General features: G+C 72.0%; 20 protein-coding genes. 11 read left to right on the top strand and 9 right to left on the bottom strand.

Annotated features, from left to right (window positions below; genetic code table 11):
• Positions 1 to 13 precede the first annotated feature (13 nt).
• From ACIBHY_RS44760 to ACIBHY_RS44750, 3 genes are read left to right on the top strand one after another with little or no spacing between them, the layout of a single operon-like run.
• On the top strand, positions 14 to 1549 hold the full coding sequence (locus tag ACIBHY_RS44760; RefSeq protein WP_397309911.1) for a class I adenylate-forming enzyme family protein: 1536 nt from the start codon (positions 14 to 16) through the stop codon (positions 1547 to 1549).
• Positions 1536 to 3602, top strand: a complete 2067-nt coding sequence (locus ACIBHY_RS44755; protein WP_397309910.1) for an acetate--CoA ligase family protein — start codon at positions 1536 to 1538, stop codon at positions 3600 to 3602. The genes ACIBHY_RS44760 and ACIBHY_RS44755 overlap by 14 nt, the downstream gene beginning before the upstream one ends.
• The gene (locus ACIBHY_RS44750; RefSeq protein WP_397248083.1) at positions 3589 to 4338 is read left to right on the top strand and encodes a glucose 1-dehydrogenase; all 750 of its coding nucleotides are present in this window, start codon (positions 3589 to 3591) and stop codon (positions 4336 to 4338) included. The genes ACIBHY_RS44755 and ACIBHY_RS44750 overlap by 14 nt, the downstream gene beginning before the upstream one ends.
• Here the strand turns inward: ACIBHY_RS44750 and ACIBHY_RS44745 are convergent, their stop codons facing one another.
• Positions 4339 to 5016 (bottom strand): GntR family transcriptional regulator, encoded by a 678-nt coding sequence (locus ACIBHY_RS44745; protein WP_397248081.1) that lies wholly within the window; start codon positions 5014 to 5016, stop codon positions 4339 to 4341.
• A 275-nt stretch (positions 5017 to 5291) separates the two neighbouring features.
• Complete coding sequence (locus tag ACIBHY_RS44740) at positions 5292 to 5918, bottom strand: PaaI family thioesterase (RefSeq protein WP_397309909.1); 627 nt, start codon at positions 5916 to 5918, stop codon at positions 5292 to 5294.
• Between the two features lie 266 nt (positions 5919 to 6184).
• On the opposite strand from ACIBHY_RS44740, the gene ACIBHY_RS44735 reads away from it, so the two are divergent.
• Entirely contained in the window at positions 6185 to 7849 is a 1665-nt protein-coding gene (locus ACIBHY_RS44735; protein ID WP_397309908.1) for a CHAP domain-containing protein, read from the top strand.
• Between the two features lie 42 nt (positions 7850 to 7891).
• On the opposite strand, the gene ACIBHY_RS44730 is transcribed toward ACIBHY_RS44735, so the two are convergent.
• Genes ACIBHY_RS44730 through ACIBHY_RS44720 form a run of 3 tightly spaced genes read right to left on the bottom strand, consistent with a single transcriptional unit; the run spans position 7892 to position 10745 of the window.
• Positions 7892 to 8719: a TIGR03619 family F420-dependent LLM class oxidoreductase gene (locus ACIBHY_RS44730; protein WP_397309907.1), complete on the bottom strand. Its 828-nt coding sequence runs from the start codon at positions 8717 to 8719 to the stop codon at positions 7892 to 7894.
• Positions 8716 to 9651: an acyl-CoA dehydrogenase family protein gene (locus ACIBHY_RS44725; protein ID WP_397309906.1), complete on the bottom strand. Its 936-nt coding sequence runs from the start codon at positions 9649 to 9651 to the stop codon at positions 8716 to 8718. The genes ACIBHY_RS44730 and ACIBHY_RS44725 overlap by 4 nt, the downstream gene beginning before the upstream one ends.
• On the bottom strand, positions 9648 to 10745 hold the full coding sequence (locus tag ACIBHY_RS44720) for an acyl-CoA dehydrogenase family protein (protein ID WP_397309905.1): 1098 nt from the start codon (positions 10743 to 10745) through the stop codon (positions 9648 to 9650). The genes ACIBHY_RS44725 and ACIBHY_RS44720 overlap by 4 nt, the downstream gene beginning before the upstream one ends.
• Before the next feature lie 78 nt (positions 10746 to 10823).
• Between ACIBHY_RS44720 and ACIBHY_RS44715 the strand changes: the two genes are divergently transcribed.
• Both ACIBHY_RS44715 and ACIBHY_RS44710 read left to right on the top strand, forming a co-directional pair.
• Complete coding sequence (locus ACIBHY_RS44715; protein WP_397248069.1) at positions 10824 to 11579, top strand: SDR family oxidoreductase; 756 nt, start codon at positions 10824 to 10826, stop codon at positions 11577 to 11579.
• A gap of 10 nt (positions 11580 to 11589) precedes the next feature.
• The gene (locus ACIBHY_RS44710; RefSeq protein ID WP_397309904.1) at positions 11590 to 12951 is read left to right on the top strand and encodes an FAD-binding oxidoreductase; all 1362 of its coding nucleotides are present in this window, start codon (positions 11590 to 11592) and stop codon (positions 12949 to 12951) included.
• Here ACIBHY_RS44710 and ACIBHY_RS44705 read toward each other — a convergent pair.
• A complete protein-coding gene (locus ACIBHY_RS44705) occupies positions 12948 to 14036 on the bottom strand; it encodes an alcohol dehydrogenase catalytic domain-containing protein (RefSeq protein ID WP_397309903.1) in 1089 nt (362 codons plus the stop codon). The two genes, ACIBHY_RS44710 and ACIBHY_RS44705, sit on opposite strands and share 4 nt — an antisense overlap.
• Before the next feature lie 103 nt (positions 14037 to 14139).
• On the opposite strand from ACIBHY_RS44705, the gene ACIBHY_RS44700 reads away from it, so the two are divergent.
• The 3 genes from ACIBHY_RS44700 to ACIBHY_RS44690 all read left to right on the top strand — a co-directional run bounded on the left by ACIBHY_RS44700 (position 14140) and on the right by ACIBHY_RS44690 (position 19454).
• Entirely contained in the window at positions 14140 to 15390 is a 1251-nt protein-coding gene (locus ACIBHY_RS44700; RefSeq protein WP_397248063.1) for an ABC transporter substrate-binding protein, read from the top strand.
• Positions 15387 to 18599 (top strand): ATP-binding cassette domain-containing protein, encoded by a 3213-nt coding sequence (locus ACIBHY_RS44695; protein WP_397309902.1) that lies wholly within the window; start codon positions 15387 to 15389, stop codon positions 18597 to 18599. Before ACIBHY_RS44700 ends, ACIBHY_RS44695 begins: the two co-directional genes overlap by 4 nt.
• Before the next feature lie 114 nt (positions 18600 to 18713).
• Positions 18714 to 19454 carry an ABC transporter ATP-binding protein gene (locus ACIBHY_RS44690; protein WP_397248059.1) on the top strand — a complete coding sequence of 247 codons (741 nt, stop codon included), beginning with the start codon at positions 18714 to 18716 and terminating at the stop codon, positions 19452 to 19454.
• Between the two features lie 152 nt (positions 19455 to 19606).
• Here the strand turns inward: ACIBHY_RS44690 and ACIBHY_RS44685 are convergent, their stop codons facing one another.
• The gene (locus ACIBHY_RS44685) at positions 19607 to 19927 is read right to left on the bottom strand and encodes a hypothetical protein (protein WP_397309901.1); all 321 of its coding nucleotides are present in this window, start codon (positions 19925 to 19927) and stop codon (positions 19607 to 19609) included.
• A 399-nt stretch (positions 19928 to 20326) separates the two neighbouring features.
• The gene (locus tag ACIBHY_RS44680; protein WP_397248055.1) at positions 20327 to 20866 is read right to left on the bottom strand and encodes a TetR/AcrR family transcriptional regulator; all 540 of its coding nucleotides are present in this window, start codon (positions 20864 to 20866) and stop codon (positions 20327 to 20329) included.
• A gap of 92 nt (positions 20867 to 20958) precedes the next feature.
• On the opposite strand from ACIBHY_RS44680, the gene ACIBHY_RS44675 reads away from it, so the two are divergent.
• Positions 20959 to 23178 carry an MMPL family transporter gene (locus ACIBHY_RS44675; RefSeq protein ID WP_397248053.1) on the top strand — a complete coding sequence of 740 codons (2220 nt, stop codon included), beginning with the start codon at positions 20959 to 20961 and terminating at the stop codon, positions 23176 to 23178.
• A complete protein-coding gene (locus ACIBHY_RS44670) occupies positions 23159 to 23653 on the top strand; it encodes a cupin domain-containing protein (protein ID WP_397309900.1) in 495 nt (164 codons plus the stop codon). Before ACIBHY_RS44675 ends, ACIBHY_RS44670 begins: the two co-directional genes overlap by 20 nt.
• On the opposite strand, the gene ACIBHY_RS44665 is transcribed toward ACIBHY_RS44670, so the two are convergent.
• Entirely contained in the window at positions 23650 to 24735 is a 1086-nt protein-coding gene (locus tag ACIBHY_RS44665; protein WP_397248049.1) for an ROK family transcriptional regulator, read from the bottom strand. The two genes, ACIBHY_RS44670 and ACIBHY_RS44665, sit on opposite strands and share 4 nt — an antisense overlap.
• Between the last annotated feature and the right edge of the window lie 19 nt (positions 24736 to 24754).

Here is a 24754-nt window from a genome sequence, read left to right as displayed (position 1 = left end):
CGGAGGCCTCCCCATGGCGCGATCACCCTACGGAAACTACGGCCACGCGATCCTGACCGCCGGCGCGCTGCGCACCCCCGACCGGGTCGCGCTCACCTACTGCGGCGAGCAGAGCTTCACCTACGACCAGCTGAACCGGATCGTCAACCGCCGCGCCCACGCCCTGCTCGCCGCCGGCATCGAGCCTGGCCAGAGGGTCGCGGCGCTGCTCAACGAGACGCTCCAGGTGGCCGAGGTCTATCTCGCCCAGGCCAAGATCGGCGCGATCACCGCCGCGCTCAACCCGTACTGGCCCGTCGAGACCCTCCAGGCCGTCGTCGAGCGCTCCGGCTGCACCGCCTTCGTCTACGACTCCACCGTCGAGGAGGTCGTCGAGCGGATCCGCCCCGGCCTGCCCGCCGTCACCACCTGGATCAGCGCGGCCGCCCTTCAGCACGAGGACGAGAGCGAGCCCCCGCTCGGCGGCCACTACGACGACCCGCTCGCGCTCTACTACACCTCGGGCACCACCGGCCTGCCCAAGGCGGTCGTCCACACGCACGCCTCGTCGCTGGCCACCGCCCAGATCTGGCTCGACGTCCCGCGCGCCGACGACTCCGTCTTCGGCACCGGCGCGATCATCTGGGGCATCGGCTTCCCCGCGATCGTCGGCCCGGCCCTGTACGCCGGGATGCGCCTCGTCCTCGAACAGGACTGGGGCCCGGCCAACTTCCTCAAGGTCGTCCCCCGCGAGAAGGTCACCCACGTCTCCCAGATCCCCTCCTTCTACGCGGCGCTGCTCGGCGGCGACGACCACGCCGGCGTCGACCTGTCCTCCCTGCGCGTGATCATGCTGGGCGGCGAGCCGCTGACCGCGCCCATGCTCCAGAAGATCAAGGAACGCCTCCCGGAGGCCGGGGTCTACTCCTACTACGGCCAGACCGAGGCCCCGTACACCTGCATGGGCCGCGTCGACGACGGCTCCACCCCGCTCGGCGACTCCGGGCGTGCCCGCACCGGCAACGCCGTACGGATCACCGGCCCGTCCGGCGAGCGGCTCGTCGGGCAGACCGGCGAGATCAACCTGGCCGGGCCGCACCGCATGGCGGGCTACGACGGCGAGCCCGGTCAGACCGCCGACGTGCTGCGCGGCGACTGGTACGTGGGCGGCGACCTCGGCTCCCTCTCTCCCGAAGGCGTGCTGCGGGTGCTCGGGCGGCGCGAGGACGCGATCCTGAAGTCGGGCCGGTGGACCCAGCCCGCCACCGTCGAGGAGGCGGCCGCCGCGCTCGACGGGGTGGCGGAGGCCGGGGCGGTCGGCGTTCCGGAAGGGGCCTCCGAGCAGCGCGTCCTGCTGGCGGTCGTGCCACGGGCCGGGCATTCGCTGGACCCGGCGAAGATCGCGCTCGCCCTGGCCGACACGCTCGCGCCGCACCAGCGGCCGGACACGATCGTGGTCGCCGACGCGCTGCCGCACTTCCAGGACGCCTCCGGCGGGCCCGGCAAGCTGCTGCGCCGCGAGATCCGCGAGACCTACGGACACCTGGTGGAGCACGGTGACCCAGCCTGACCCGGCACTGCCCGACCCTTCGCAACCCTCTCCTTCGTTCACCGAGCCTGAGGCCAAGGCTTTGCTGGCGACGGCCGGGATCGCGGTGCCGCGGGGCGTCGTGGTGCGGGACGGCGACTTCTCCGCCGCCGCCGGCCTGACGGCGCCCCTGGTCCTCAAGGGCGTCGGCCCGCTCCACAAGTCCGACGTCGGCGCGGTCCGCCTCGGCCTCGCCCACGCCGACCTGCCCGGCGAAGCGACCGCCATGGCCGCGCGGGCCGGCCTCGACGCCTACCTCGTCGAGGAACAGTCCGCGCCCGGCATCGAGCTGATCGCCGGCCTCGTCCACGATCCCGGGTTCGGCCCGGTCCTGCTGACCGGCCTGGGCGGCGTCTTCACCGAGGCCCTCCGCGACACCGCCCTGCGCCTGTGCCCGATCACGGAGACCGACGCGCGCCAGATGCTGGCCTCCCTGCGCGGAGCGCCTCTCCTGTACGGCTACCGCGGCGCGGACCCGGTGGACGTGGATGCAGTGGTCAAGATCCTGCTGGCGATGGGCGGAGCAGGCGGACTCTGGGAACGCCTGAACCTGGGCGAGTTCGAGCTCAACCCGGTCATCGCCACGGCCGACGGCGCCGTAGCCGTGGACGCCCGCTACATCCCCGGCGTGCACGAGGCCGCTCAAAGGCGCCCCGTACCCGACCTTCTGCCGCTGTTCGAGCCCAGGGCGGTCGCCGTGGTCGGCGCCTCCACCACCCGGCCGAACTTCGGGAACATGTTCCTGGAGTTCTACAAGGCCGCCGGGACACCCGTCGTGGCCGTCCACCCGACGGCCGGTGAGATCGCCGGAGTGCCCGCCGTGTTGTCGCTGGACGCCGCCGACGTCGACTACGCCCTCGTGGCCGTGCCCGCCGCCCGATGCCCCGACGTGGTACGGCAGGCGGGCCGCGTGCCGTACGTGCAGGTGATGAGCGGCGGCTTCGGCGAGATCGGCGAGCACGACCTGGAGGCGGAACTGGTGTCGGCGGCCCGCGCGGCCGGGACGCGGCTGCTCGGCCCGAACTGCATGGGGGTCTACAGCCCCCGGGGCCGCCAGACGTTCGTGGGCGGCGGGCTGGGCGAGCCCGGCGGCATCGCGCTGGTCTCGCAGAGCGGCGGGCTGGCCGGAGAGGTGATCAAGGTCGGCGAGCGGCGGGGGCTGCGGTTCAGCCGCGTGGCCACGGTGGGCAACGCGGCCGACGTCACCCCCGCCGAGCTTCTTCGCTGGCTGTCGGCCGATCCGGAGACCACGGCCGTGGGCCTGTACCTGGAGGATCCCCGCGACGGGCGTGCCCTCTTCGAGGCGGTGGCCGGTTGCCGGAAGCCCCTGGTCATGCTGGTGGGCGGGCGCAGCGCCCAGGGGCGGCGCGCCGCCGCCTCCCACACCGGCGGCCTGGTCGGCGACGGACGCGTCTGGCAGGCCCTCGCCGACCAGACCGGCACCACGCTCGTCGCCAGTCAGGACGACCTGATCGGCGTGCTGTCCTACTTCCAGTCGCACGCGCGCCGCCTGCCGTTCGGTGACGCGGGCGGGGTGCTGGTCGTGGGGCCCAGTGGCGGGGCGAGCGTGCTGGCGGCGGACGTGCTCGATCGGGCGGGGCTGCGACTGGATCCGCTGGCCGAGGACGCCACGGGCGAACTGCGCGGGCTCGGGGTCGGGGTCGGCAGTTCGCTGGCCAATCCGCTGGAGATTCCGGTGGGGCCGCGCGGGCGGGCCGAACTGGTGCGTGAGGTGGTGGGGGCGATCGTGCGGTGGCAGCCGTACCGGGACGTGGTCGCGCATGTGAACGCGCAGAGCTTTTTCACCTACGGCACGCGGGCGGAGCCCCTGCTGGAATACGCGCGGGCTTTGGCGGCGGCGCAGGAGGACGTGCGGGCGCGGGTGACTTTGGTCGTGCGGAACGCGGAATGCGCGCCCGGCGGGGTCGAAGAAGAGGTCAGGCGGATCGTCGCCGTGGCGGGGATTCCGGTTTATCGGTCGATGGAGGCGGCGGCCGTGGCCGTCGCGGCTGGAGGGCGTCATGGGACTGCTTGACGGGAAAGTGGCGCTGATCACCGGCGGCGCCCGGGGAATGGGCGCCTCACATGTGCGCCTGTTTCTCGAGGAGGGCGCGCGGGTGGTGTTCGGGGACGTGCTCGACGACGAGGGAAAGGCGCTCGCGGAGGAGACCGGGGCGGTTTACGTCCGGCACGACGTGACCAGGCCGGAGGAATGGGCGCGCGCCGCCGACGCCGCCGTGGAGGCCTACGGGAAGCTGGACGTGCTGGTCAACAATGCGGGAATTCTCAAGTTCCGGCGGATCGCCGACATGGCGCCGGAGGAGTTCGACCGGGTGGTCGACGTCAATCTCAAAGGGACCTGGCTGGGCGTCAAAACCGTCATCGAGCCGATGCGGGCCGCCGGGCGGGGGGCGATCGTCAACATCTCCTCGATCGAGGGCTTTATCGGAGCGGCCGGGCTTTCCGCCTACGCGGCCTCGAAATTCGCCATCCGGGGAGTGACGAAATCGGCGGCCAGGGAGCTCGCGCCGTACAAGATTCGCGTCAACTCCGTCCATCCGGGGGCGATCAACACGCCCATGGCGTTGGACCCGGACATGATGAACGAGGTGGACGCCGATTCCTTCGTGAAGTCCATGGTCATCAAGCGTTTCGCCAAGCCCGTGGAAGTGTCGCACCTGGTGGCCTTCCTGGCCTCGGACAAGGCGTCGTACTGCACGGGCAGCGAGTTCACCGTCGACGGCGGGCTCACCACCGGCGCGGGCTACTGATCAGGTACGGCGGCGCCGCGTCCGGGTGGCGGCCACCGGATCGACCGCGGTCCAGGTGGCGGCCAGCTCGACCGAACGGGCGCGGCCCGCGTGGATGTGCCGCAGCACCTGGCCAGCGGCGGCGTCAGGGTCGTGGGCCGCGATGGCCTCATACAGTTCGTGGTGCTCGGCGCACTGCTGTTCCGGATCATGGTGCGTGAGCCGGAACAACCACCGCAGCCTGGCCTCCAGCGGGCGCATCATGTCGGCCAGGAGCGCGTTGCCCGACAGTGCCACCACCGCGGTGTGGAACGCGGCGTTGGCCAGCGCGATCGCCCGCGCGTCCCCGCGCCGGGTGGCCTCGTCCGCCTGATCCAGTACGGCCCGCAGCGCCGCCAGCCCGTTCCCGTCGGCCCGCTGAGCCGCGAGCCGGGCCGCCAGCACCTCCAGGCTCTCCCGCACGTCGAAGAAGTCCGCCACGTCCTGGGGGGTGAACGGGCTGACCAGCACCCCTTGCCGCGGCACCAGCACCACCAGACGCTCCGCCTCCAGCCGCCCGAGCGCCTCCCGCACCGGCACCCTGGACACCTCAAGCTCGGCGGCCAGGTCCCGCTCGATGAGACGCTGCCCGGGGTGCAGGTCACCCTCGATGATGCGCTCCTTGAGCGTGGCGTGGACGGTCTCCCGGGCCGTGGACATGCCCCAACCCTACGGTCTCCCCCCGCCCCGCCCTCCCCGCGAAGACCAGCCCCCCCCCCAGAACCTCCCAACCGCCAGCACCCCAACCCTCCCCGAGAGGCGACAGCCCGCAGGGCGCCAAGGGGGTGACAGGTTGGGGCCATCCCGGCGGGCGACGGCCCACGCACTTCCCGCAAGGCGACAGCCCAAGGGCGCTTCCCGCGGGGTGACAACCCGAAGGGCCTACCGAGGGGTGACAGCCCAGGGGGTCGGCATGCCGGGGGTCTGGGGGTGGGTCAGGGGTGGGGTGCTGGGCGGGTGGTCCAGCCGGTGGGGGTGATGAAGAGGCCGGTGGCCTCGACCAGCGGGGTGCCGTCCGGCGTGGTGATCCGGCCTTCCGACCAGGACTTGCGCCCCTCGGCCCGCACGTGTTCCGCCCTGGCCAGCAGGGGCGTGCCGTACGGGACCGGCTTGAGGTAGCGGACGGTCAGGGAGGCCGTCATCCCGGCCGCGCCCGCCGCGGCGGCGGCCTGGCCGAGCAGGTGGTCGAGGATCATCGCGCTGATCCCGCCGTGCACGGATCCGGGCGGGCCCTCGTGCATGGGCCTGAAGGACAGCCGCGCGTGTACGGCGGCGCCGTCACGTTCGACGATGAGGGGCAGGGCGTGCGGGTTGGCCCCGCCGGTGACGGCGTTGCCCAGGTGGCGCAGGCCGCCGTCGGGCCCGATCTCGAACGGCTGCGGCGTGTCGCGGGTGGCGGCGCGCAGGCGGGCGGTGGCCTCGGCGAGTATCGCGGTGACGGCGGCGAGCTCGGGTTCCTGGACGTCGGTGAGAGCAGTGGCGTCCATCAGGTCGCGTACCTGCGCGGACAGCTCGCAGAGCGCCTGGAGCCGGGGTTCGACGGTGGCCGCCTCGATCGTCATGACCAGCAGCATACCGAACTATGTTCGGTAGATCTTTTCCCCCTTTTCCGGCGATTTCGTGAAATTTCTGGCAGCCTCTTGACCTGCGGTTTTGATACCGAGCTGCACTTGGCGGTTTCTTGGCTCATGCTTGACCTGGCCTTTTGGCGAGGTAGCCTCACTCCTCACGGAAGACAACAGCCCCCCACTGTCGTCACTAGCGTCCCGGGTTGCTCCCTCGTACCCGGGCTGCCCGGAAGGTCCGCAGCACGTACATGACCCCAGAGATGAAGAAGTTCATCGACCTGCTGGAGAAGGAACTCGGGTACTCCGAGAAGGCCGATGCGTACACCAAGTTCGGCGACTGGTACGGCAAGAACATCGAGTTCGACGCCGACTACAGCTCGGCACCTTGGTGCGACATGTACCTCTCCTGGGCGGCGGCCAAGCTGGGCTACGAGGACTGGGTAGGACAGTTCGCCTGGACCGTGGCGCACGCCGAGTGGTTCCAGGAGCAGGGCGCCTGGGGTAAGACGCCCAAGCCGGGCGCGTTCGTCTTCTACGACTGGCGCGGCGGCAACGACGTCGACGGCATCGACCACGTGGGCATCGTGACCCGGGTCGAGGGCGACACCATCTACACGATCGAGGGCAACATCGACGGCGGTGTCGCCAAGCGCAAGGAACGTGACACCAGCAAGGTCGTCGGCTACGGCTATCCGGAGAAGATCAAGGCCCGCCTCGACAAGGAGGCCGCGCGCAAGCGCGACGAGAAAGAGGTCAAGGCCTCGACGGGCCACCCGTCCGACGGTGACGGCCTGCCGGACCAGGGACTGACCGCGCTGATCCCCCAGACGGCCCCAGAACAGGCGCACGCCCCCCTGTCCGCCCCTTCACCCCAGAAGACCGCAGAAAGCCCCGCAGCGCCCAAATCCGGCGCGAACCGGCCCACTGAGGAGCGGCCCGAGGCCGCCAGGCCCGGCGTCGCCAGCACGACCCCGGAAGCCGGCAAGGCCATCAAGAAGGGCAAGCACGCCAAGCCCGCCACCGCCGACACGAACGCCGCCACCACCGCGCCGCTGCCCGTGATCGTGGACTCCAAACCCGCCGACACGACCACCGCCCTGGGCACCCCCGCGTTCATCGGCTCGGCCCTGATCGCCGCCCTCGCGGTGCTCGCCGTCACCAAAACCCGCCAGCTCCGTGTACGGCCCGCCGCCGCCACCCCGGCCAAGCCCGCCCCCAAGCGCGGCAGGCGCCGCCGCCCCCGCCGCGGCCAGATCGCCCTGCAGGCCACCTCCGAGGTCACCCTGACGACCGAGGCGACCTCAGTCGCGGAAAGGCCACTGGACCTGACGTTCGCCGGCCTGGAGACCGCCCCGGCCAAGCTGGAACTCCCCCTGCGGACCGGCGCGGTGCTGGACCGGCCGATCGACACGATCAGCGCCCAGATGGCCGCCACGGCCAACGCCCTGGACACCCAGCCTCCGACCGTGGACACGAGACAGCCCGCCGTGGACACAGGGCAGCCCGCCGTGGACACCTCGCACTACGTGTTCTCCGAGGACACCGGCGCCCTCCCCCGCATCTTCGACAAGCCCGAGCCCGGCCTCGACCTCGACCGGCTCACCGCCAAGGCCCTGGAGAACCTCGACGCCGCCACCGCCCGCGCCGTCGAGCCGTTCGACCCGTTCACCCCACGCACGTCCGCGCCGAAGAAGACGGGCTCCTACCACGGCAGGCGCCGCCGCCCCGCGTTCCCCACCGAGCTCGACACGGCCTTCGCCCAGAACGCCCAGTACGCCCCGGCCCGCGGACGACGTCACCGCGCCTCCGCCCGCGCGACCTTCGTGGGCGACATCCTGGACACTCCCGAGGCGTTCACCCAGGAGGCCCCGCTCCGCGGCCGCCGGCACCGCCGCACGGAAGCCTCCCGCCACGTCAACGCGTGACGCTCCGGCCCGGCGGTGGCGGGCGGGGCGGTGGCGGGCGGGTCAGCGCGTGACGCCGTAGGCGGCGGCGAAGGCCGTCAGCCCGCTCACGGCGTCGCGCGTACGCGACCACGGCCGCACGATCAGCCGGTCCACGCCCAGGGCCGCCCAGGCGGGCACCTCCTCGGGCGAGGCCAGGCGGTAGGCGTGCACGGTCACGGAGAAGTCCCGGTCAGCGGGCGGCCGCAGCACCTTGAGCTGGGGCCGGACCGACTCCAGGGTGTGCGGCATGCTGATCCACCCGTCCCCCAGCGTGCGCGCCCGCCGCAGCGCCGCCGCCGACTCGCCGCCGCACAACACCGGCAGCCGCGCCTGCACGGGCTTGGGCTCGAAGGCCACCTCGGGAAGGTCGTAGAAGCGCCCGGAGTGACGCACGACAGGCTCGCTCCACAACCGCCGCGCCACCAGAAGGGCCTCGTCCAGCCGGGCCCCGCGTGCCGCGAACGGCACCCCCGCCGCCTCCCACTCCCCCCGGTACCATCCGGCGCCCACCCCGCAGATGGCCCGCCCGCCCGAGACGACGTCGAGCGTGGCGAAGGCGCGCGCCGAGACCAGCGGGTGCCGCAGCGCGAACAGGTGCACCGCCGTCCCCAGCCGCACGTGCCGCGTGCAGGCGGCCAGGAAGCACAGATACGCGGGCGCGTCGAACAACGGCGTCGCCGGCTTGATCCCGGGGTTCGCGCCGCCCGGATAGGCCGCCATGGACAGGTCGGTGGTGAACACGAGGTGCTCGGGCAGCCACACCGACTCGAACCCGAGCTCGTCGGCGGCCACCGCCACGTCCTTCCAGGCGGCGGGGTGGATGAGGCCGAGCGGCACGCCGTACCTCATGGGAACCTCGCCGCGCCGGGCAGTTCGGCGCGCACGATCGCGCGGTGCTCGGCCGCGCCGCCGTACGCGGCCGACAGCGACCAGGCCCGCGCGAGCCAGAATCGCAGGTCCAGCTCGTAGGTGTAACCGATGGCGCCGTGGACCTGCAGCGCGGTGCGCGCGGCGAGCGCCGCGGCCTCACCGGCCGCCGCCTTGGCCGCGCTGACGTCCCGGACGGCGCTGGGCCGCTCCAGGGTGAGCGCCGCCCGGCTCACCAGCGGCGCGGCGAACTCGATCGCGATCGCCACGTCGGCCAGCATGTGCTTGACCGCCTGGAAGGCGCCGATCGGGCCGCCGAACTGGGTGCGGGCGCGGGCGTAGCCGACCGAGGTGTCCAGCAGGTGGCGGGCCACCCCGATGAGCTGGGCGGCGGTCGCGACGGTCGCCCTGGGCAGGGCGGCGGCCCAGGATCCTGGCAGTTCCTCCGAGCCGGTCAGGCTCACCTCGAACATCCTGCGGCAGGGGTCGGCGCCCGGGGCCGGCGCCAGCCGTACCCGATCACGGGTGGCCACGCGGGGCCCGGCCACGACGAGGTCGGCGAGGTCGGCGTCGGGCGCGAGTCCGTCGCGGGCGGCGCTCACCGTGAGCGCGCCGAGCTTGGTCAGCTCGGAACGACCCTCCAGCAGGTACGGCGCCGCCACGGCGGTCTCCACCACCGGGCCGGGCAGGCACGCGCGCCCGGTCTCCTCCAGCGCCGGGACCAGGTCGATGAGCTCCAGCCCTAGCCCGCCGGCCGCGTCCGGCACCAGCGCGGCGAAGAAGCCGGTGGCGGCCAGTTCGGCCCAGCCCGGGGCGCGCTCGGCGCGCAGGGCGTGGGGCGGGCAGTGGGCGCGCAGGACGTCCCGGACCGTGGCGGCCAGGGCGAGCTGGTCGTCGGTGAAGGCGAAGTTCATCGGGGCAGCCCCAGGACTCGTTCGGCGATGATGGAGCGCTGGATCTCGTTGGTGCCGGCGTAGATGGGCCCGGCCAGGGCGAACAGGAAGCCGTCGTGCCAGGTGGTGGCCGCGGCGCGCTCGCCGAGCAGCTCCATGGCGAGCGTGTGCATGCGCAGGTCGAGCTCGGACCAGAAGACCTTGCCCATGCTGGTGGCCGAGCCGGTCTCCGCGCCTTCGGACAGGCGGCGGGCGGTGGCGAAGGTGTGCAGGCGGTAGGCCTCGGCGTCGATCCAGCAGCGTGCGGCCCGGTCGGCGAGGACGGGGTCGGGCGCGGCGAGCCGCAGGAGGCGGTCGGCGGTGGCAAGGAAGCGGCCGGGACTGCGCAGGGCGAGGCCGCGTTCGGAGGACGTGGTGGCCATGGCGATGCGCCAGCCCTCGCCGGGCTCGCCGAGGACCATGTCGTCGGGCACGAACACGCCGTCGAAGTGGAGTTCGGCGAAGCCGTGCTCGCCGTCGAGCTGGGCGATCGGGCGGACCTCGACCTCGTCGAGCGGGAAGAGGAAGTAGGTGAGGCCGCGGTGGCGTTCGCCGGAGGTGCGGAAGAGGCCGAAGCCGTGGGAGGCGTAGGCGGCGCGGGAGCTCCAGGTCTTGTGGCCGAACAGGCGCCAGCCGCCGTCGGCGCGTTCCGCCCGGGAGGTCAGGGCGGCCAGGTCGCTGCCCGCCTCGGGTTCTGACCAGGCCTGGGCCCAGACGTGTTCGGCGGTGGCCATGCCGGGCAGCCAGCGGGTGCGCTGCGCTTCCGTGCCGAAGCGCATCAGGGTGGGGGCGAGGAGGAAGATTCCGTTCTGGGTGACGCGGCCGGGAGCGCCGGCGGCCCAGTACTCCTCCTCGAAGATCAGCCATTCGATCAGTGAGGCGGCGCGCCCGCCGTACTCGATGGGCCAGGAGACGACCGACAGCCGTGCGGCGGCCAGTTCGGCCTCCCACGCGCGGTGGGCGGCGAAGCCGTCGGCGGTGTCCATGGACGGCAGCGGGGCGGGCACGTGATCGGCCAGCCAGCCGCGTATCTCGGTGCGGAAGTCCTGCTCGGCCCGGGTGAAGTCGAGATCCACGCTACCCAACCTAGCGCACGCTTGGTTTCCCGGCCAGGCAGGCGCGACAGAGAGCCAAGCGCTTGTTACGATCCGGCCATGCTGCTCGACGGCAAGATCGCGATCATCACCGGCGCCGGGCCCGGCCTGGGCGCCACGCTGGCCGGGCTGATGAGGGAGGAGGGCGCCGAGGTCGTCGCGGCGGCCAGGACCGGGCGGCCGGTCCCCGGGGCGATCGCGGTGGCCGCCGACGTCACCGTGCCCGCCGACATGCGCGGGCTGGCGGCCAGGACGCTGGCCCGATTCGGGCGCATCGACGTGCTGGTGAACGCGGCCTTCCCGGGCACGCATCGCCGCAACGTCCTGGACATGTCCCCAGATGACCTCAGGTCGTGGCGTGAAGCCGTAGATATCGGGACTTATGGGACTTTAGTGGCTTGTCGCTACATCGCTCCGCACATGGTGGCCCAGGGATCGGGCTCGATCGTCAACGTCACCTCCATGTCCTCGCGCAAGGGCTACGCCGGCCGTTCCGACTTCGCCGTGGGCAAAGCGGGCGCCCATCTCCTGTCCCACTGCCTGGCCGACGAGCTCGGGCCCTCGGGGGTCCGGGTCAACTGCGTGGCGCCGGGCTGGATCGCCAGTGACGTGCTGGACGACTGGATGCGTACCAGAGCCGCATCCGAGGGTGTGACCTTCGACGAGATCCGCGAGCGAGACCTGCGGGCCATGGCCCTGCGCCGCATCGCGACGGAGGAGGACGTGGCGCGGGCCGTCATCTTCCTCGCCTCCGACCAAGCCGGCGCCATCACCGGCGCCACGGTCGACGTGAACTCCGGGCAGTTGTTCACGTAACGTGCGGGACGTGCCGTTCTTCGATGCCCTGTCCGCCGTCCTGCCCGCCGGCCGGATCGTCCGCGACCCCGACGTGATCGCCGCCTCCTCCCGCGACCAGGCCGCCTGGGCGCCGCAGGGGCGCGCGGCCGCGCTCGTGCGGCCCCAGGACCCCGAGCAGGTACGCGCGGTCGTGGCCGTCTGCGCCGAGCACCGGGTCCCGGTGGTGACCCGCGGCGCCGGCACCGGCCTGTCCGGCGGCGCCAACGCCGTCGACGGCTGCGTCATCCTGGCCATGGACGGCATGGACCGCATCCTGGACATCGACGCCGCCGAGCAGATCGCGGTCGTGCAGCCCGGCGTGGTCAACGACCGGCTGCGCGCGGAGGTGGCCGGGCACGGCATGTGGTACCCGCCGGACCCGGCCAGCTCCCCGTGGTCCACGATCGGCGGCAACGCCGCGACCAACGCGGGCGGCGTCTGCTGCGTCAAGTACGGCGTGACCCGCGACTACGTGCTCGGCCTTCAGGTCGTGACCGGCACCGGCGAGCTGGTCAGGCTCGGCCGCAGGACCAGGAAGGGCGTGGCGGGCTACGACCTGACGGCGCTGTTCGTGGGCTCCGAGGGCACGCTCGGCGTCATCACCGAGATCACCGTCAGGCTGCTGCGCCCGCCTTCCGGCGCGCCCACGACCGTCGTGGGCGCGTTCGACTCGCTGGTCGCCGCGGGCCGGGCCGTCGCCGGCGTGGCCGCGAGCGGCGTCACCCCCGCCGCGCTGGAGCTGGTGGACCGCTACTGCCTGCGCGCGGTGGACGACTGGAAGAACATGGGCCTGGCCGACCTCGGCGACGTCCTGCTGCTGGGCCGCATCGACAGCGGGAACGAGCGTGAGGCCGCCGAGCTGCAGCGCTGTTTCGACACGGCCGGCGCGGGCTGGAGCACCCGCTCCACCGACGCGGAGGAGGCCGAAGCGCTGTTCGCCGCGCGCCGGCTCGCCTACCCCGCGCTGGAACGGCTCGGCCCGGTGCTCACCGAGGACGTCTGCGTCCCCCGCGGCCTGGTGCCCGAGATGCTGGCCAGGATCGAGGGCCACGCCAAGGCGAACGACGTGCACATCGCCAACATCGCCCACGCCGGAGACGGCAACCTGCACCCGCTGATCGTGGTGCCCGCCGGCGACGACGCCGCGCGGGCCCGCGCGCAGCGGGCGTTCGAGTCGATACTCGACGACGCGATCGCGCTGGGCGGCACGGTCACCGGCGAGCACGGCGTCGGGCTGCTGAAGATGCGCGGCATGCACGCCGAACTCGGCCCCGAGGTGCTGGCCCTGCACCGTTCGGTCAAGGGGGCGCTCGACCCGGCGGGCATCTTCAACCCGGGCAAAGTGCTCTAGAAGCTGATCACGGTACGGGCCACGGCGCCCTGACGGGTGTGCTCGACGGCCTCATTGATCCGCTCCAGCGGGAGCCGTTCGCTGATCAGGCCGGACAGGTCGAGGCGGCCCTGCTGGGCGAGGGCGGCGAGCATGGGCAGGTCGCGGTGGGGCGCGCTGTCGCCGCCCTGGGTGCCCATGAGGCGGCGGGAGGCGAACAGCAGGCCGGGCTCGATCTGCGCGGGCTGCCCCTGGGGCGGGCTCCCGACCATCACGGTGGTCCCGCCGGGTGCGGTGGCGGCGAAGGCGGAGGCCAGGACGCCGGGGACGCCGGTGACGTCGAAGGCGTAGTCCACACCGCCGCGGACGATCTCGGCGACCTGCGCGGGCAGGTCCGCGGGAATCAGGGTGTGGGTGGCGCCGAAGCGCTGGGCGAGCTTGAGCTTCCGCTCGGCCACGTCGGCGGCGATGATCGTGGTGGCTCCGGCGAGGACGGCGCCCTGGATGACGTTCAGGCCGACGCCGCCGCAGCCGACGACCAGGACGGTGGCGCCGTGCCGTACCCGGGCGACGTTGAGCACGGCGCCGACGCCGGTGATGACGCCGCACGCGAGCAGGCACATCGCGTCGAAGGGGGCGTCCTTCGCGATCTTCACGCAGGCGGGCTCGCGCACGACCGCGTACTCGGCGAAGGAGCCGATGCCGATGAAGCGGCGGGTCTCCGCGCCGTCCAGACGCACGCGGGGCGGACCGCCCATGATCGTGGCGAGGCGGTCCGGGCCCGAGCACAGGTGGAAGCGGCCGGCGCCGCAGGCCGGGCATCTGCCGCAGGGGCCGCTCATCGAGACGACCACGTGGTCGCCGGGCTTCACCGCGCTCACGCCCGCGCCCACGCTCTCGACGATTCCGGCGCTCTCGTGGCCGAGGATGAACGGCAGTCGCGAGACGACCGGGCTCTTCCCGTCGATGGCCTTGAGGTCGGAGCCGCAGACGCCGGAGGCCTTGACCTGGACGCGTACCTCGCCTGGTCCGGGGTCGGAGATGTCCACCTCGTGGATCTCCATGGGCTTGCCGTACTCGGTCAGGACGGCCGCTCGCATCAGCATGCGCCGACCGTATCAAGCAATTGCTTGCTTGAACATTGACGTGCAGGAAACCGCTGCTTACGCTGTCCGAAACCAAGCGAGCGCTAGGCCAAATGGAGCGGTGATGGCCCTGTTGCGGCGGGAACTCGGGATCATGGTGGCCGTGCTGGTGGCGCTCGCGGGGTGCGCCGCCCAGCAGAAGGCCCCCGGTGCGGCGGGCGGCGCCGTACCCGGAGTGACGGACACGACGATCAGAATCGGCGGCGTGCTGACCAAGACCAGCGCCAGCGGCTACTCCACCAAGGACGCCGAGATCGGCGCGAAGGCGCGCTTCGAGCGCGCCAACGCCGCGGGCGGCGTCCACGGCCGGAAGATCGAGTTCGTCGGCGCCGAGGACGACGGCCAGGACGCGGCCAAGGGCGATGCGGCGGCCAAGAAGCTCGTCCAGAAGGACCAGGTCTTCGCCGTCCTGCCGGTGCACGCGCCCAACTTCGGCGGCGCCGCCTTCCTCGAACAACAGGGCGTCCCCTGGTACGGCTGGGCCACCGGACCCCAGTGGTGCGGCACCAAGACCGGCTTCGGCTACAGCGGCTGCCTGGCCCCCAAAACGGGCGCGGGCTCCCAGACCTGGTGGGGACGGCAGATGGCCGACCTGCTCGGCGGCGCCGACGGCAAGACCGTCTACGTGCAGACCTCCGACTCCAGCGGCAGCAAGTACGGCGGCAAGACCATCTCCCAGTCCTTCGAGGCGGCCGGGTTCACGCTCGTCGGCCTCAACTCGGCGCTGCCCGCCGCCGCGCCACCACCCGACTGGCTGCCGTACGTCAACAAGATCATGACCTCCGACGGGGGCCAGGCGCCCGACATCGTGGTCTCGATCATCGCCGGGACCAAATTCAACGTCGGGCTCTACACGGCGTTGAAGAAGGCCGGCTACAAGGGCACACTCAGCGACGCCACCAGCTACGACGTGGCCATCCTCAAGGACCCGGCCACCGCGCAGGCGATGGAGGGCGTGATCGCCGCGCCCATGTTCGAGCCCTTCGAGTCGACCGCGCCGGAGATCGCCCAATTGCGGCAGGACGTAGAGAAGGTCGCCCCCGGCACCCCGCTCACCCAGCACCTGGCCATCGGCTACTGGTCGGCCGACATCTTCCTCGACATGGCCGGCAAAGCCGGCAAGGACCTCACCCGGCAGAAGGTGCTCGACGTGGGCAACGGCTCCTACAGCTACGAGAACGCGGGCTTCGGCAGGGTCCGGTACCCCAAGGATCATGCCGAGCCGAACGGCTGCGGCGCGCTGGTCAAGCTTGAGGGCGGCGCGTTCCAGGTGGCCAAGAACATGAAGTGCTTCGACAACGTGCCGCTCAAATGATCCTGGGCTACGTTCTCAGCGGCCTGGTCACGGGCGCGATCTTCGCGGTGATGGGCTCGGGGCTGACCCTGTCCTATGCGGCCACCGGGGTCTTCAACTTCGCGCACGGGGCGGTCGGCTTTCTGACGGCTCTGGTGTACTACGAGCTCAATGTGGCGTTGGGGCTGCCGACGTGGGTGTGTGCGGTGGTGGCTGTTGGGATTTTTGCGCCTTTGCTCGGATATTTCCTGCACCGGGTGATGTTTCGGGGTTTGGCGCAGGCGGGGGAAACCGCGCAGATTGTCGGCACGATCGGGCTGACGATCGCGCTGCCCGCCACCGGGCTGCTCCTCGTTGACCTCCTCGAACTCCCCAGCGCCGACGCCACCTCCCTCCCCCGCGGCCTCGGCCCCTTCCCGGCCACCTCCTTCACCGTGCTCGGCGTGCCGCTCGACTCCGGGCAGCTCATCACGTTCGCCTTCGCCGCCGTCGCCGCGCTCGGGCTGTGGGCGTTCATGCGGCACACGCCGTACGGCCTGCGGATGCGCGCCAGCGTCGACCGGCGGCGCCTGGCCACCCTGCGCGGCATCGACGCCGACGCCACCTCCGGCCTGGCCTGGATGCTCGGCTCCGGCCTGGCCGGGCTGGCCGGAGTCCTGGCCGTCTCGATCATCGGGCTGGACGCGACCGCGTACACCGTGCTGCTGTTCGCCTCGGCGACCGCCGCGGTCTTCGGGCGGCTGCGCTCGATCCCGTGGACGTTCGCGGCCGGGCTCGGGCTGGGCGTCGTGCAGAACCTGGTCGCCGGATACACCGACTTCCTGTCGGAGATCACCGGCCTGCGTACGGCGGTGCCGGTCCTGCTGCTCTTCGCCGGCCTGATCCTGCTGAACCGATCCCGCGAACGCGTCGCCGGCAGCGCGGCCGAGGACGCGCCGCCACCCGACTACCTCGCGGGCATCCCGGCCTGGCGGCGCCGCCTGCCGTGGGCCGTTTCGCTGGCCGTACTGGTCGTCTTCACCTTCACCGCCCAGGAGTACTACGTCGGCATCGCCGCCCACGGGCTCGTCCTGGCGCTGATCTTCTGCTCCTTCGTCGTGGTGACCGGGATCGGCGGCATGGTCAACCTGGCCCAGGCCGCGTTCGCCTCGATGGCAGCGCTGACCTGTGGCTGGGCCTTCGCCTCCGGCCTGCCGTTCGCGGTGGCGATCGTGCTCGGAGTCCTGGCGGCGACAGCCGTCGGCATGCTGGTGGCACTGCCCGCCCTGCGCCTGGGCGGCCGCATCCTGACCTTGGCCACGCTCGCCCTCGCCTTGCTGGCCGACCAGGTGCTCTTCCAGGTGGACGCGTTCAGCAACGGCACCATCGGCTGGCAACTGCCCGCCCTCGGCTTCGGCTTCGCCGACACCTCCGATCCCCGCGTACGCGTCGTCGTCCTCCTGCTCCTCATCGGCCTGGTCGCCCTGCTGGTGCGCAATCTCGAACGCTCCGCCTCCGGCCGCGCCATCCTCGCCGTCCGCTCCGCCCCGGCCGCCGCCACCACCTCGGGCATCTCCGGCCCCCGAACCAAGATCATGCTCTTCGCCCTGGCCTCGGGGATCGCCGGGCTCGGCGGAGTGCTGTTCGCCGTCTCCAAGGGCTCCATCACCGCCACCGACCTGCCGGCGTTCGCCGGGTTCGTATGGCTGGCCGTGGTGGTCCTCCAGGGCGTCCGGCGGATCGGCGGGGCCGTACTGGGCGGCCTAATCGCCGCCGCCTTCCCAGAAATCCTCTCAGCCTGGGAAATCTCCGCCCACGTAGGCGCCATCTTGTTCGGAGCAGGCGGCGTAATCCTCGCCAAACACCCGGACGGCATCCTCACCCAACTAGCCCAAACCCGCCACCACCACCGCCACCATTCCCACCCCACCCCAGCCCACCTCACCCCAGCCCACCTCCCAACCCACCCCACCCCAGCCCACCTCACCCCAGCCCACCTCCCAACCCATCCCACCCCAGCCCACCTCCTCACCCACCCCCCAGACCCCACCCATCCCACCCCAAACCCCACCCATCCCACCCCAGCCCACCTCCCCTCCACCTCAGACCTTCTCCCCTCCACACCCACCCCGCCCGCACTCACCCCACCTCTCCCCCACATCCAGATCACCCCGACTTCCAGCCTCAGCCCAACCGCCCTTGACCCGGCTCACACGCCCACCCCAACCGCCCTTGACCCGGCTCACACGCCCACCCCGGCCACCTCTGCCTCGGCTCTCCCCCACCCCCAAACCGCACCCGACACCACGTCAGAACCCACCGCGCCCACACCAGCACCAGCAACGGCACCGGCACCGTCGGCTGCAGCAGCGGCGGGTTCCGGCACAGGCGCGCATGGGACGCATGGGACTCATGGGACGACCGCAGGCAGCTCACCCGCGTCGGCGCGCACCACGGCCGGAGCGGAAACGCCCGCGGCCAGGCCCGGACCCGCTGCGGCCGGGGCTGTGGCGGTGCCGGGGCCGCGGAGTCCGGGTGGGCCGGTGGGTGGGGCGGGGGAATGGGATGCCACGCCGTTGTTCCGGCTGGACAACGTGGTGGCCGGGTATGCCGACACGACCGTGCTGCGCGGCGTGGACCTGGAGGTGCACGAGGGCGAGGTCGTCGCCCTGCTCGGCGCGAACGGGGCCGGCAAGTCCACCGCCTGCGCCGTGGCAGCCGGAGACCTGCCCGTCGGCACGGGCCGGGTGCTGCTCAACGGCATCGACGTCACCCGATGGCCCGCGCACCGGCGGGTCGGCGAGGGCATCCTGCTGGCGCCGGAGGGCCGCGGCGTTTTCCCCGGCCTCACCGTTGAGGAGAACCTGCGCACCTGGCTCCCCGACCCGGAGGCGGTCTACGACCGGATGCCACAGCTCGCGGCCCGCCGTACGCTGGCCGCGGGAGCCCTGTCCGGCGGCGAACAGCAACTGCTCACACTCGCCCCAGCCCTCATCAAACCCCCGGCAGTACTGATCGCCGACGAACCCTCGCTCGGCCTGGCACCGCTGATCGTGCAGCAGGTCTTCGAGATCTTCGTCGAACTCAGCGAACGCGGCGTGGCACTGCTCCTGGTCGAGGAGAAGGCGACCGAGGTCCTGGCGGTGGCCGACAGGGTCGCGTTCATGAGCCTGGGCCGCATCACCTGGACCGGCCCTCGCTCCGAGGTAGACCCAACCCGCCTCACCGCCACCTACCTGGGAGCCCCCTGATGCCCAACCACCAGCCTGCCTGGGGGTGTTGATGCTCACAACCATTGACCTACCGCTCACCACGGCCAGAGCGCACCGCGATCGGTTCGTCGGTGTCTGCTCGGGGGTGTTGTGATGCTTGCGATCGAGGACGTGTCGGTTGCCTTTGGCGGGGTGCGGGCGTTGTCGGAGGTGACGTTCGAGGTGCCGGAGGGCCAGATCTGTGGCGTCATCGGGCCGAATGGTGCGGGGAAGACGACGCTGTTCGATGTCGTGTGCGGTTTGCGCAGGCCGCTGAGCGGGCGGGTCGGGGTGGATGGCACTGATGTGACCGCGCTGTCGCCGCTTCGGCGGGCAAGGGCGGGGTTGCGCCGTACTTTTCAGCGTACGCAGGTGTTCGGGCGGCTCACTGTCGCGGGCAATGTGCTGGCTGCGCTTGATTGGCGTGGGGGTGGTGGTGGGCTGCCTGCCGATCTGGTCGGGTGGCCGACTCGGCGGCGGTTGGAACGCGAACGAGCCGGGCGGGTGGCGGAGGTTCTGGAGTTGTGCGGGCTTACTGAGCTTCGTGACGCCTACGCCGCGGCTCTCCCCGTCGGTCAGCGGCGGCTGGTCGAGCTGGCGCGGGCGATCGCCGACCGTCCGCGCCTGTTGTTGCTCGACGAGCCCACCTCGGGTCTCGACCACGACCAGACGGTACGGCTGCGCCAGGTCGTCGCCGCGCTGGACACCACGATCCTGCTGGTCGAGCACGACATGGGCTTCGTCATGGGCACCTGTGACCGGCTGGTCGTCCTCGACCTGGGCAAGGTCATCGCCCTCGGCACGCCGGCGGAGATCCGGGAGAACCCGGTGGTCCGAGCGGCTTACCTGGGCTGACCCGGCCCACCGCCGTGCCCGGCCCGGCCTGGTCCAAACGGCTTACCTGGGCCAGGCCCGTCCACCACCTTGCCCGGCCCGGCCTGGTCCAGACGGCCGACCTGGTCCACCGCTGTTCCAGGCCCAGGCCTGGCCGGGAGGGCGAGGGTGGTTCAGGCCGAGCGGGGGCGGTACTCGTCAGGGTCGGCGTCGCGGTGGGTGTGGCCGTCGATGGGTGGCTCGGGGGTTCGCTGAGGTGTTGCGTTCTCGGGAGCTGAGGCCAGGGGTGCTCGTGCGGCGGGCAAAGGCGAAGGCGTGGGGCTGGTCGTGGTCCGGGGTGCCGGCTTGGCTTGGGTCGTGACCTGGGAGGCAGCCGTGGGTTGGGTGGCGGGTGCGAGGGTGGCGGCGGCCGGGGAGGCGAGCGTGGCGGTGAGGGCGGCGACTCCGGTGAGTGCCCCGGCGATGACGCTGAGGTAGTGGAGGCGGGCGTGCATGTGGCGGCTCCAAGGGGTGCTGCGGGTTGGAGGGCCTAGCATCGCTCAGCCGGGGTGGGCGATGGGGAGCAGAACGCGGTTCTGTGGATAACGGCGACGCTCGGTCGAGAGCCTGTGGATAAGCGCGAATCCATAGGGCGGCCGGGTTCAGCGGCCCAGGCGGCAGCCGACCAGGACGGCAGCGGCCCAGAGATCGGGAGCTCAGGGCGCCAGTGGCTCAGGGGGCGAGTGGCGCTCAGTGCGTCGGCGGCCCTGGGTGCCCGCGGCTAAGGGTGTTGGCAGCCCGGGAGTGTCGGCTACCCGGGGTATCAGTGGGCCGGGGCATCAGCAACCTGGGGCGTCGGTAGGCCGGGGTGTTGGCGGCCCGGGAGGGGTGGCGGCGCGGAAGAGGTGGGGAGGCTAGCTGGGATGCGATGGCTCAGGGGGTTGGGCGAGGTGGAGGAGTTCGGTGCGGACGAGGTCCTCCGGCAGGTCCATCGTGTGGACGACGCCCCACTGCAACGCCCCCAGCACGGCCCATCCACGGATCCGGTCCCGTTCTGAGGGGTTGGGGCCGACCAGGCGTTCGTGGATGGCGTCACGGAAGGTGCGGATGGCCTCGCCAGGGGTGCCGGGTGGGGCGGAGTCGGCGGTGCCGAAGTCTTCCATGAGGAGCCGGATCACCGCCCGGTTGCGCACCACGCAGTCCACCAGCGCCGGTACGAAGTCGTCGCGGGTGCCGAGCAGGGCGAACACGTCGTCGGCGGCGGGCGCGAGCAGTTCGGCGGCCAGGCGGTCCTTGGGGTGGAAGTGGTAGGCGACCGCGGTTTTGGTGAGTCCCACTTCGGCGGCGATGTCGGCCAGCGACGTGGCCGCGTAGCCGCGCTCGGCGAACAGGCGCTGGGCGGCGGCGAGGATGCGGCTGCGGGTGTCGTTCCCGGGGTCGATTGTGGTCATCATCTCATTTCCGGTCTAGCACGGGATTTCCGGAAATTTCCCGTCTAATCTCGGCATCGTAGACGCTGTACGAGCGTACAGGACGGGCGTAAACAATGACGAGGTTTCTCGGGCGGCTCGGTAGCTGGTGTGCACGGCACGGGCGGCTGGTACTGGCGTTATGGGTGATCGCGGCCGCCGGCCTCATGGTCGGCAGCCTGGTCTCCGGCCGGCCGGTCAGCAATGACGTGACCATTCCCGGCACCGACGCGCAGCGCGCGCACGACCTGATGCGCGACGGGTTCGGCCCGGGGTACGCGCCGGGCGGCACGGTGCAACTGGTGCTCTATTCGGACAAGGGACCGCTCACGGACGAGCCGAAGAAGCAGGCCGTCGAAAGGTCCATGGACAAGCTCCGCGACCTCCCCCACGTCGAGCAGGTCGAGACGCCCTACCGGCGCGGCGGCATAGCCTCCAACCTGCAGATCGGCCTGATCGTGGTCCGCATGGAGGGCCACGACAGCGCCAAGGTCGCCGAGACCACGCAGGCGCTGTCGAAGGCCGCGGATCCGGCGCGGGCGATGGGCATCGAGGTGGTTCCGGCCGACAGTTCGACGCCGGCCGACAAGGAGATCAAGACCGGCCCCAGTGAGATCATCGGCGTCACGTGCGCGTTGCTCGTCCTGGTGCTGGCCTTCGGCACGCTCGTGGCCGCCCTGATCCCGATCTTCACGGCGCTGGTCAGCGTGGCCGCGGGCCTGGGCGTGATCGGGCTGCTCGGGCATGTGGTCGACGTGCCGAAGCAGGCGGGCATCATGGCCACGATGATCGGGCTCGGCGTGGGCATCGACTACGCGTTGTTCCTGCTCTCGCGGCACCGCAAGCTGCTGGCCGACGGGGTGCCGGTGCTGGAGTCGGTGCGGCGGACGGTGTCCAGTTCCGGTGGCGCGGTCGTGTTCGCGGGCGGCACGGTCATCATCGCGCTCAGCGCGCTCGTGCTCGGCGGCTTCCCGCTGCTGCGCACGCTCGGCTGGATCACCGGCATCTCGGTCGTCTTCGCCGTGCTCACCTCGATCACGCTGGTCCCGGCGCTGCTCGGCGTCCTTGGCGAGAAGGTCAACGCGCTCAAGGTGCCGTTCCTGGGCCGCCGCAAGGAAGGTTCCGGCGGCTGGGCCGGGCTCGGCGCGTGGGTCGCCAAGCGCCCGTGGAGCGTCCTGCTCGCCAGCGTCCTGGCGCTCGGCGCGCTCGCCGCGCCCGCGCTCGCGCTCAAGCTCGGGCCGCTCGACGACGGGTACGGCACGCAGGGCTCGGCCCCCCGCCGCGCCTACGAGCTGATGGCCACCGGCTTCGGCCCCGGCAGCAACGGCCCGCTGGTCGTCGTGGCGGAACTGGGCGGCAAGGTCGCCAAGGCCACCGACCCGATCGTCGAAGGCCTGGCCAGGGATGTGGGCGACATCGACGGCATTGCCCACGTGAGCCCGCCCAAGCTCAACGACGCCGGCCGTACCGTGCTGATCCAGGCGATTCCCGACTACGCGCCCAGTGACGAGCGCGCGCCCGCCGTCGTCGAGGCGGTCAGGGCGCTGGACAGACCGGGCGTGAACGTGCACGTCGGCGGAGAGGTGGCCGCGCTCGCCGACGCAGCGGACCGCATTTCGGGCAACACTCCGCTGGTCATCGGCGTAGTGGTGCTGCTCAGCGCGATGCTCCTGCTGCTGGCGTTCCGCGCGCCGGTGGTCGCGCTGAAGGCGGCGCTGATGAACCTGGTGTCGCTGGGGGCCGCGTTCGGCGCGCTCGCGATCGTCTTCTCCTACGGCCTGGGCAGCCAGCTGGTCGGCATGGACCCACCGGCCGACGCCTCCTACCTGCAGACCCTCTTCTTCACCGTGCCCATTGAGCCCTATGTGCCGTTGATGCTGTTCGCGGTGCTGTTCGGGCTCTCGATGGACTATGAGGTGTTCCTTCTCACGGCTGTACGGCAGGCGTACCTCAAACACGGCGACAACCGGCGGGCGGTGGCGGAGGGGCTGGGCTCGACCGGCCGGGTCATCACCTCCGCCGCCCTGATCATGGTCGCGGTGTTCGTCGCCTTCATCGCCTATCCGGACCCGCTGGTGAAGACGTTCGGCGTGGGGCTGGCGGTGGCCATCGCCGTGGACGCCACGATCATCCGCGGCTTCCTCGTCCCCGCCACCATGGTGCTGCTCGGACGCCTCAACTGGTGGTGCCCGCGCTGGCTGGACCGGCTGCTGCCCAACCTCTCCGTCGAAGGTCACGAGGACGACGAGGAGCCGCGGGTCTGGAAGAGTGAGCCCCATGTCGTATCCCGAAGTTAGGTACAAAGGCGACTCGGGAGAGCACAGCGGTGTGCTCCGCCCGGGCGATCAAGCCCCCGACCTGGTCATGGGCGCCGGTGGCACCGAGGTGCACTACCTCGGTACCGGCGCCACCACCGACGGGCAGTTCGGGCTGTACCGGTGGGAGATGGGCGTGCGGCCCGGCGGCGCCACCCCGCACTTCCACCGGACGATCTCCGAGTCGTTCTACGTGATCTCCGGTTCGGTCAAGCTCTACAGCGGCGACACGTGGGTGGACGGCCGGCCCGGCGACTTCCTGTACGTGCCGCCCGGCGGCCACCACGGCTTCCGCAACGAGTCGGGCGAGCGGGTGACCATGCTGATCCTGTTCACGCCCGGCGCGCCGCGGGAGGCGTACTTCGAGGCGCTGGCCGAGCTCGCCACCTCCGGCCGCAAGCTGAGCGACGAGGAGTGGACAGAGCTCTATCAGCAGCACGACCAGTACATGGTCTAGAGCCCGAGGATCTCCCTTTCCACGTGGTCGAGGGCCAGCCGTACCCCGCCCAGGGCGACGCTCTCGTCGCCGAACGTGGAGGTGACCACCTCGGGCACGCCGAGGCACAGGTCGGTCAGATGGCGGCGGAACGGCATGAGCAGGACGTCGCCCGCGCGGGAGTAGCCCCCGCCGACCACCAGCAGGTCGGGGTCGACGGCCAGCACGAGGGCGGCGGCCCCGATCGCGAGCTTCTCCGCGAAGCGCTCCACCGCGCGGGCGGCGCCGGGGTCGCCGTCGCCGGCGGCCTTGAAGACGGCGGCCGCCTCGCCGTGCGTGTCGAGTTCCGCGGCGGCGTCCTCCCAGCCGACCTGGCGCAGCGCGCCGATCTCGCCGGCCGCGCCGGTCCTGCCGCCGTGGAGCCGGCCGCCGATCAGCATGCCCGCGCCGACGCGATGGCCGACCAGGACGTAGACGACGTCGGCGGCGTGCTGCGCGCTGCCGCGCCAGTGCTCGGCCAGGGCGGCGAGGTTGGCGTCGTTGGCGGCCAGGCCCTTGCACCCGAACCAGCCCCCGGCCAGCCCCGCGAGGTCCACGCCCGTCCAGCCGGGCAGCACGGTCGACAGGGAGACGCGGCCCGAGCGGTCCACGACGCCCGAGGTGCCCGCGCAGACCGCCCACACCCGGGTACGGGCCACGCCCGCGACGTCGACGCAGGCCAGCGCGGCCTGGCGGGCGGCCTCCAGGCGTTCGGGAGCGGGGGCGCCGTCGGAGACGGCCACGCGGTGCCAGCTGACGACCTCGCCGTTGAGGTCGGCGAGCGCTGCGAGGATCTTGTTGGCGCCGATGTCGACGCCGAGCACGTATCCGGCGTCGGCGCGGAAGCCGAACCTGCGGGCTGGCCGGCCCATGACGCCTTCGTCCGGCGGGATCTCCCTGACCCAGCCGCGCTCGGCCAGTTCGTCCAGAACGGTCTCGACGGTCTGCCGGGACAGCCCGGTGATCCGGCCGAGCCGGGTGAGCGTGGCCACGCCTTCGCGGCGTAGCGCGTTCAGCGTGACCTGGGTGTTCACCCGTCGCAGGAGCGAAGCGTCACCCGCCACTTATGTGACTCCGTTTCAT

The organism is Nonomuraea sp. NPDC050547 (assembly GCF_044457345.1).
In the GTDB taxonomy this organism is placed as follows: Bacteria; Actinomycetota; Actinomycetes; order Streptosporangiales; family Streptosporangiaceae; genus Nonomuraea.
Note: the sequence above shows the minus strand (reverse complement) of the source record. Positions and strands in the feature narration are given on the sequence as shown.

Excerpts from the sequence above, each read along its gene's own strand:
- ACIBHY_RS44760 (WP_397309911.1), top strand. The coding sequence starts at position 14 with ATGGCGCGATCACCCTACGGAAACTACGGCCACGCGATCCTGACCGCC.
- ACIBHY_RS44750 (WP_397248083.1), top strand. The coding sequence starts at position 3,589 with ATGGGACTGCTTGACGGGAAAGTGGCGCTGATCACCGGCGGCGCCCGG.
- ACIBHY_RS44745 (WP_397248081.1), bottom strand. The coding sequence starts at position 5,016 with ATGTCCACGGCCCGGGAGACCGTCCACGCCACGCTCAAGGAGCGCATC.
- ACIBHY_RS44740 (WP_397309909.1), bottom strand. The coding sequence starts at position 5,918 with ATGACGATCGAGGCGGCCACCGTCGAACCCCGGCTCCAGGCGCTCTGC.
- ACIBHY_RS44735 (WP_397309908.1), top strand. The coding sequence starts at position 6,185 with ATGAAGAAGTTCATCGACCTGCTGGAGAAGGAACTCGGGTACTCCGAG.
- ACIBHY_RS44730 (WP_397309907.1), bottom strand. The coding sequence starts at position 8,719 with ATGAGGTACGGCGTGCCGCTCGGCCTCATCCACCCCGCCGCCTGGAAG.
- ACIBHY_RS44725 (WP_397309906.1), bottom strand. The coding sequence starts at position 9,651 with ATGAACTTCGCCTTCACCGACGACCAGCTCGCCCTGGCCGCCACGGTC.
- ACIBHY_RS44715 (WP_397248069.1), top strand. The coding sequence starts at position 10,824 with ATGCTGCTCGACGGCAAGATCGCGATCATCACCGGCGCCGGGCCCGGC.
- ACIBHY_RS44705 (WP_397309903.1), bottom strand. The coding sequence starts at position 14,036 with ATGCTGATGCGAGCGGCCGTCCTGACCGAGTACGGCAAGCCCATGGAG.
- ACIBHY_RS44700 (WP_397248063.1), top strand. The coding sequence starts at position 14,140 with ATGGCCCTGTTGCGGCGGGAACTCGGGATCATGGTGGCCGTGCTGGTG.
- ACIBHY_RS44695 (WP_397309902.1), top strand. The coding sequence starts at position 15,387 with ATGATCCTGGGCTACGTTCTCAGCGGCCTGGTCACGGGCGCGATCTTC.
- ACIBHY_RS44690 (WP_397248059.1), top strand. The coding sequence starts at position 18,714 with ATGCTTGCGATCGAGGACGTGTCGGTTGCCTTTGGCGGGGTGCGGGCG.
- ACIBHY_RS44685 (WP_397309901.1), bottom strand. The coding sequence starts at position 19,927 with ATGCACGCCCGCCTCCACTACCTCAGCGTCATCGCCGGGGCACTCACC.
- ACIBHY_RS44680 (WP_397248055.1), bottom strand. The coding sequence starts at position 20,866 with ATGATGACCACAATCGACCCCGGGAACGACACCCGCAGCCGCATCCTC.
- ACIBHY_RS44675 (WP_397248053.1), top strand. The coding sequence starts at position 20,959 with ATGACGAGGTTTCTCGGGCGGCTCGGTAGCTGGTGTGCACGGCACGGG.
- ACIBHY_RS44670 (WP_397309900.1), top strand. The coding sequence starts at position 23,159 with ATGTCGTATCCCGAAGTTAGGTACAAAGGCGACTCGGGAGAGCACAGC.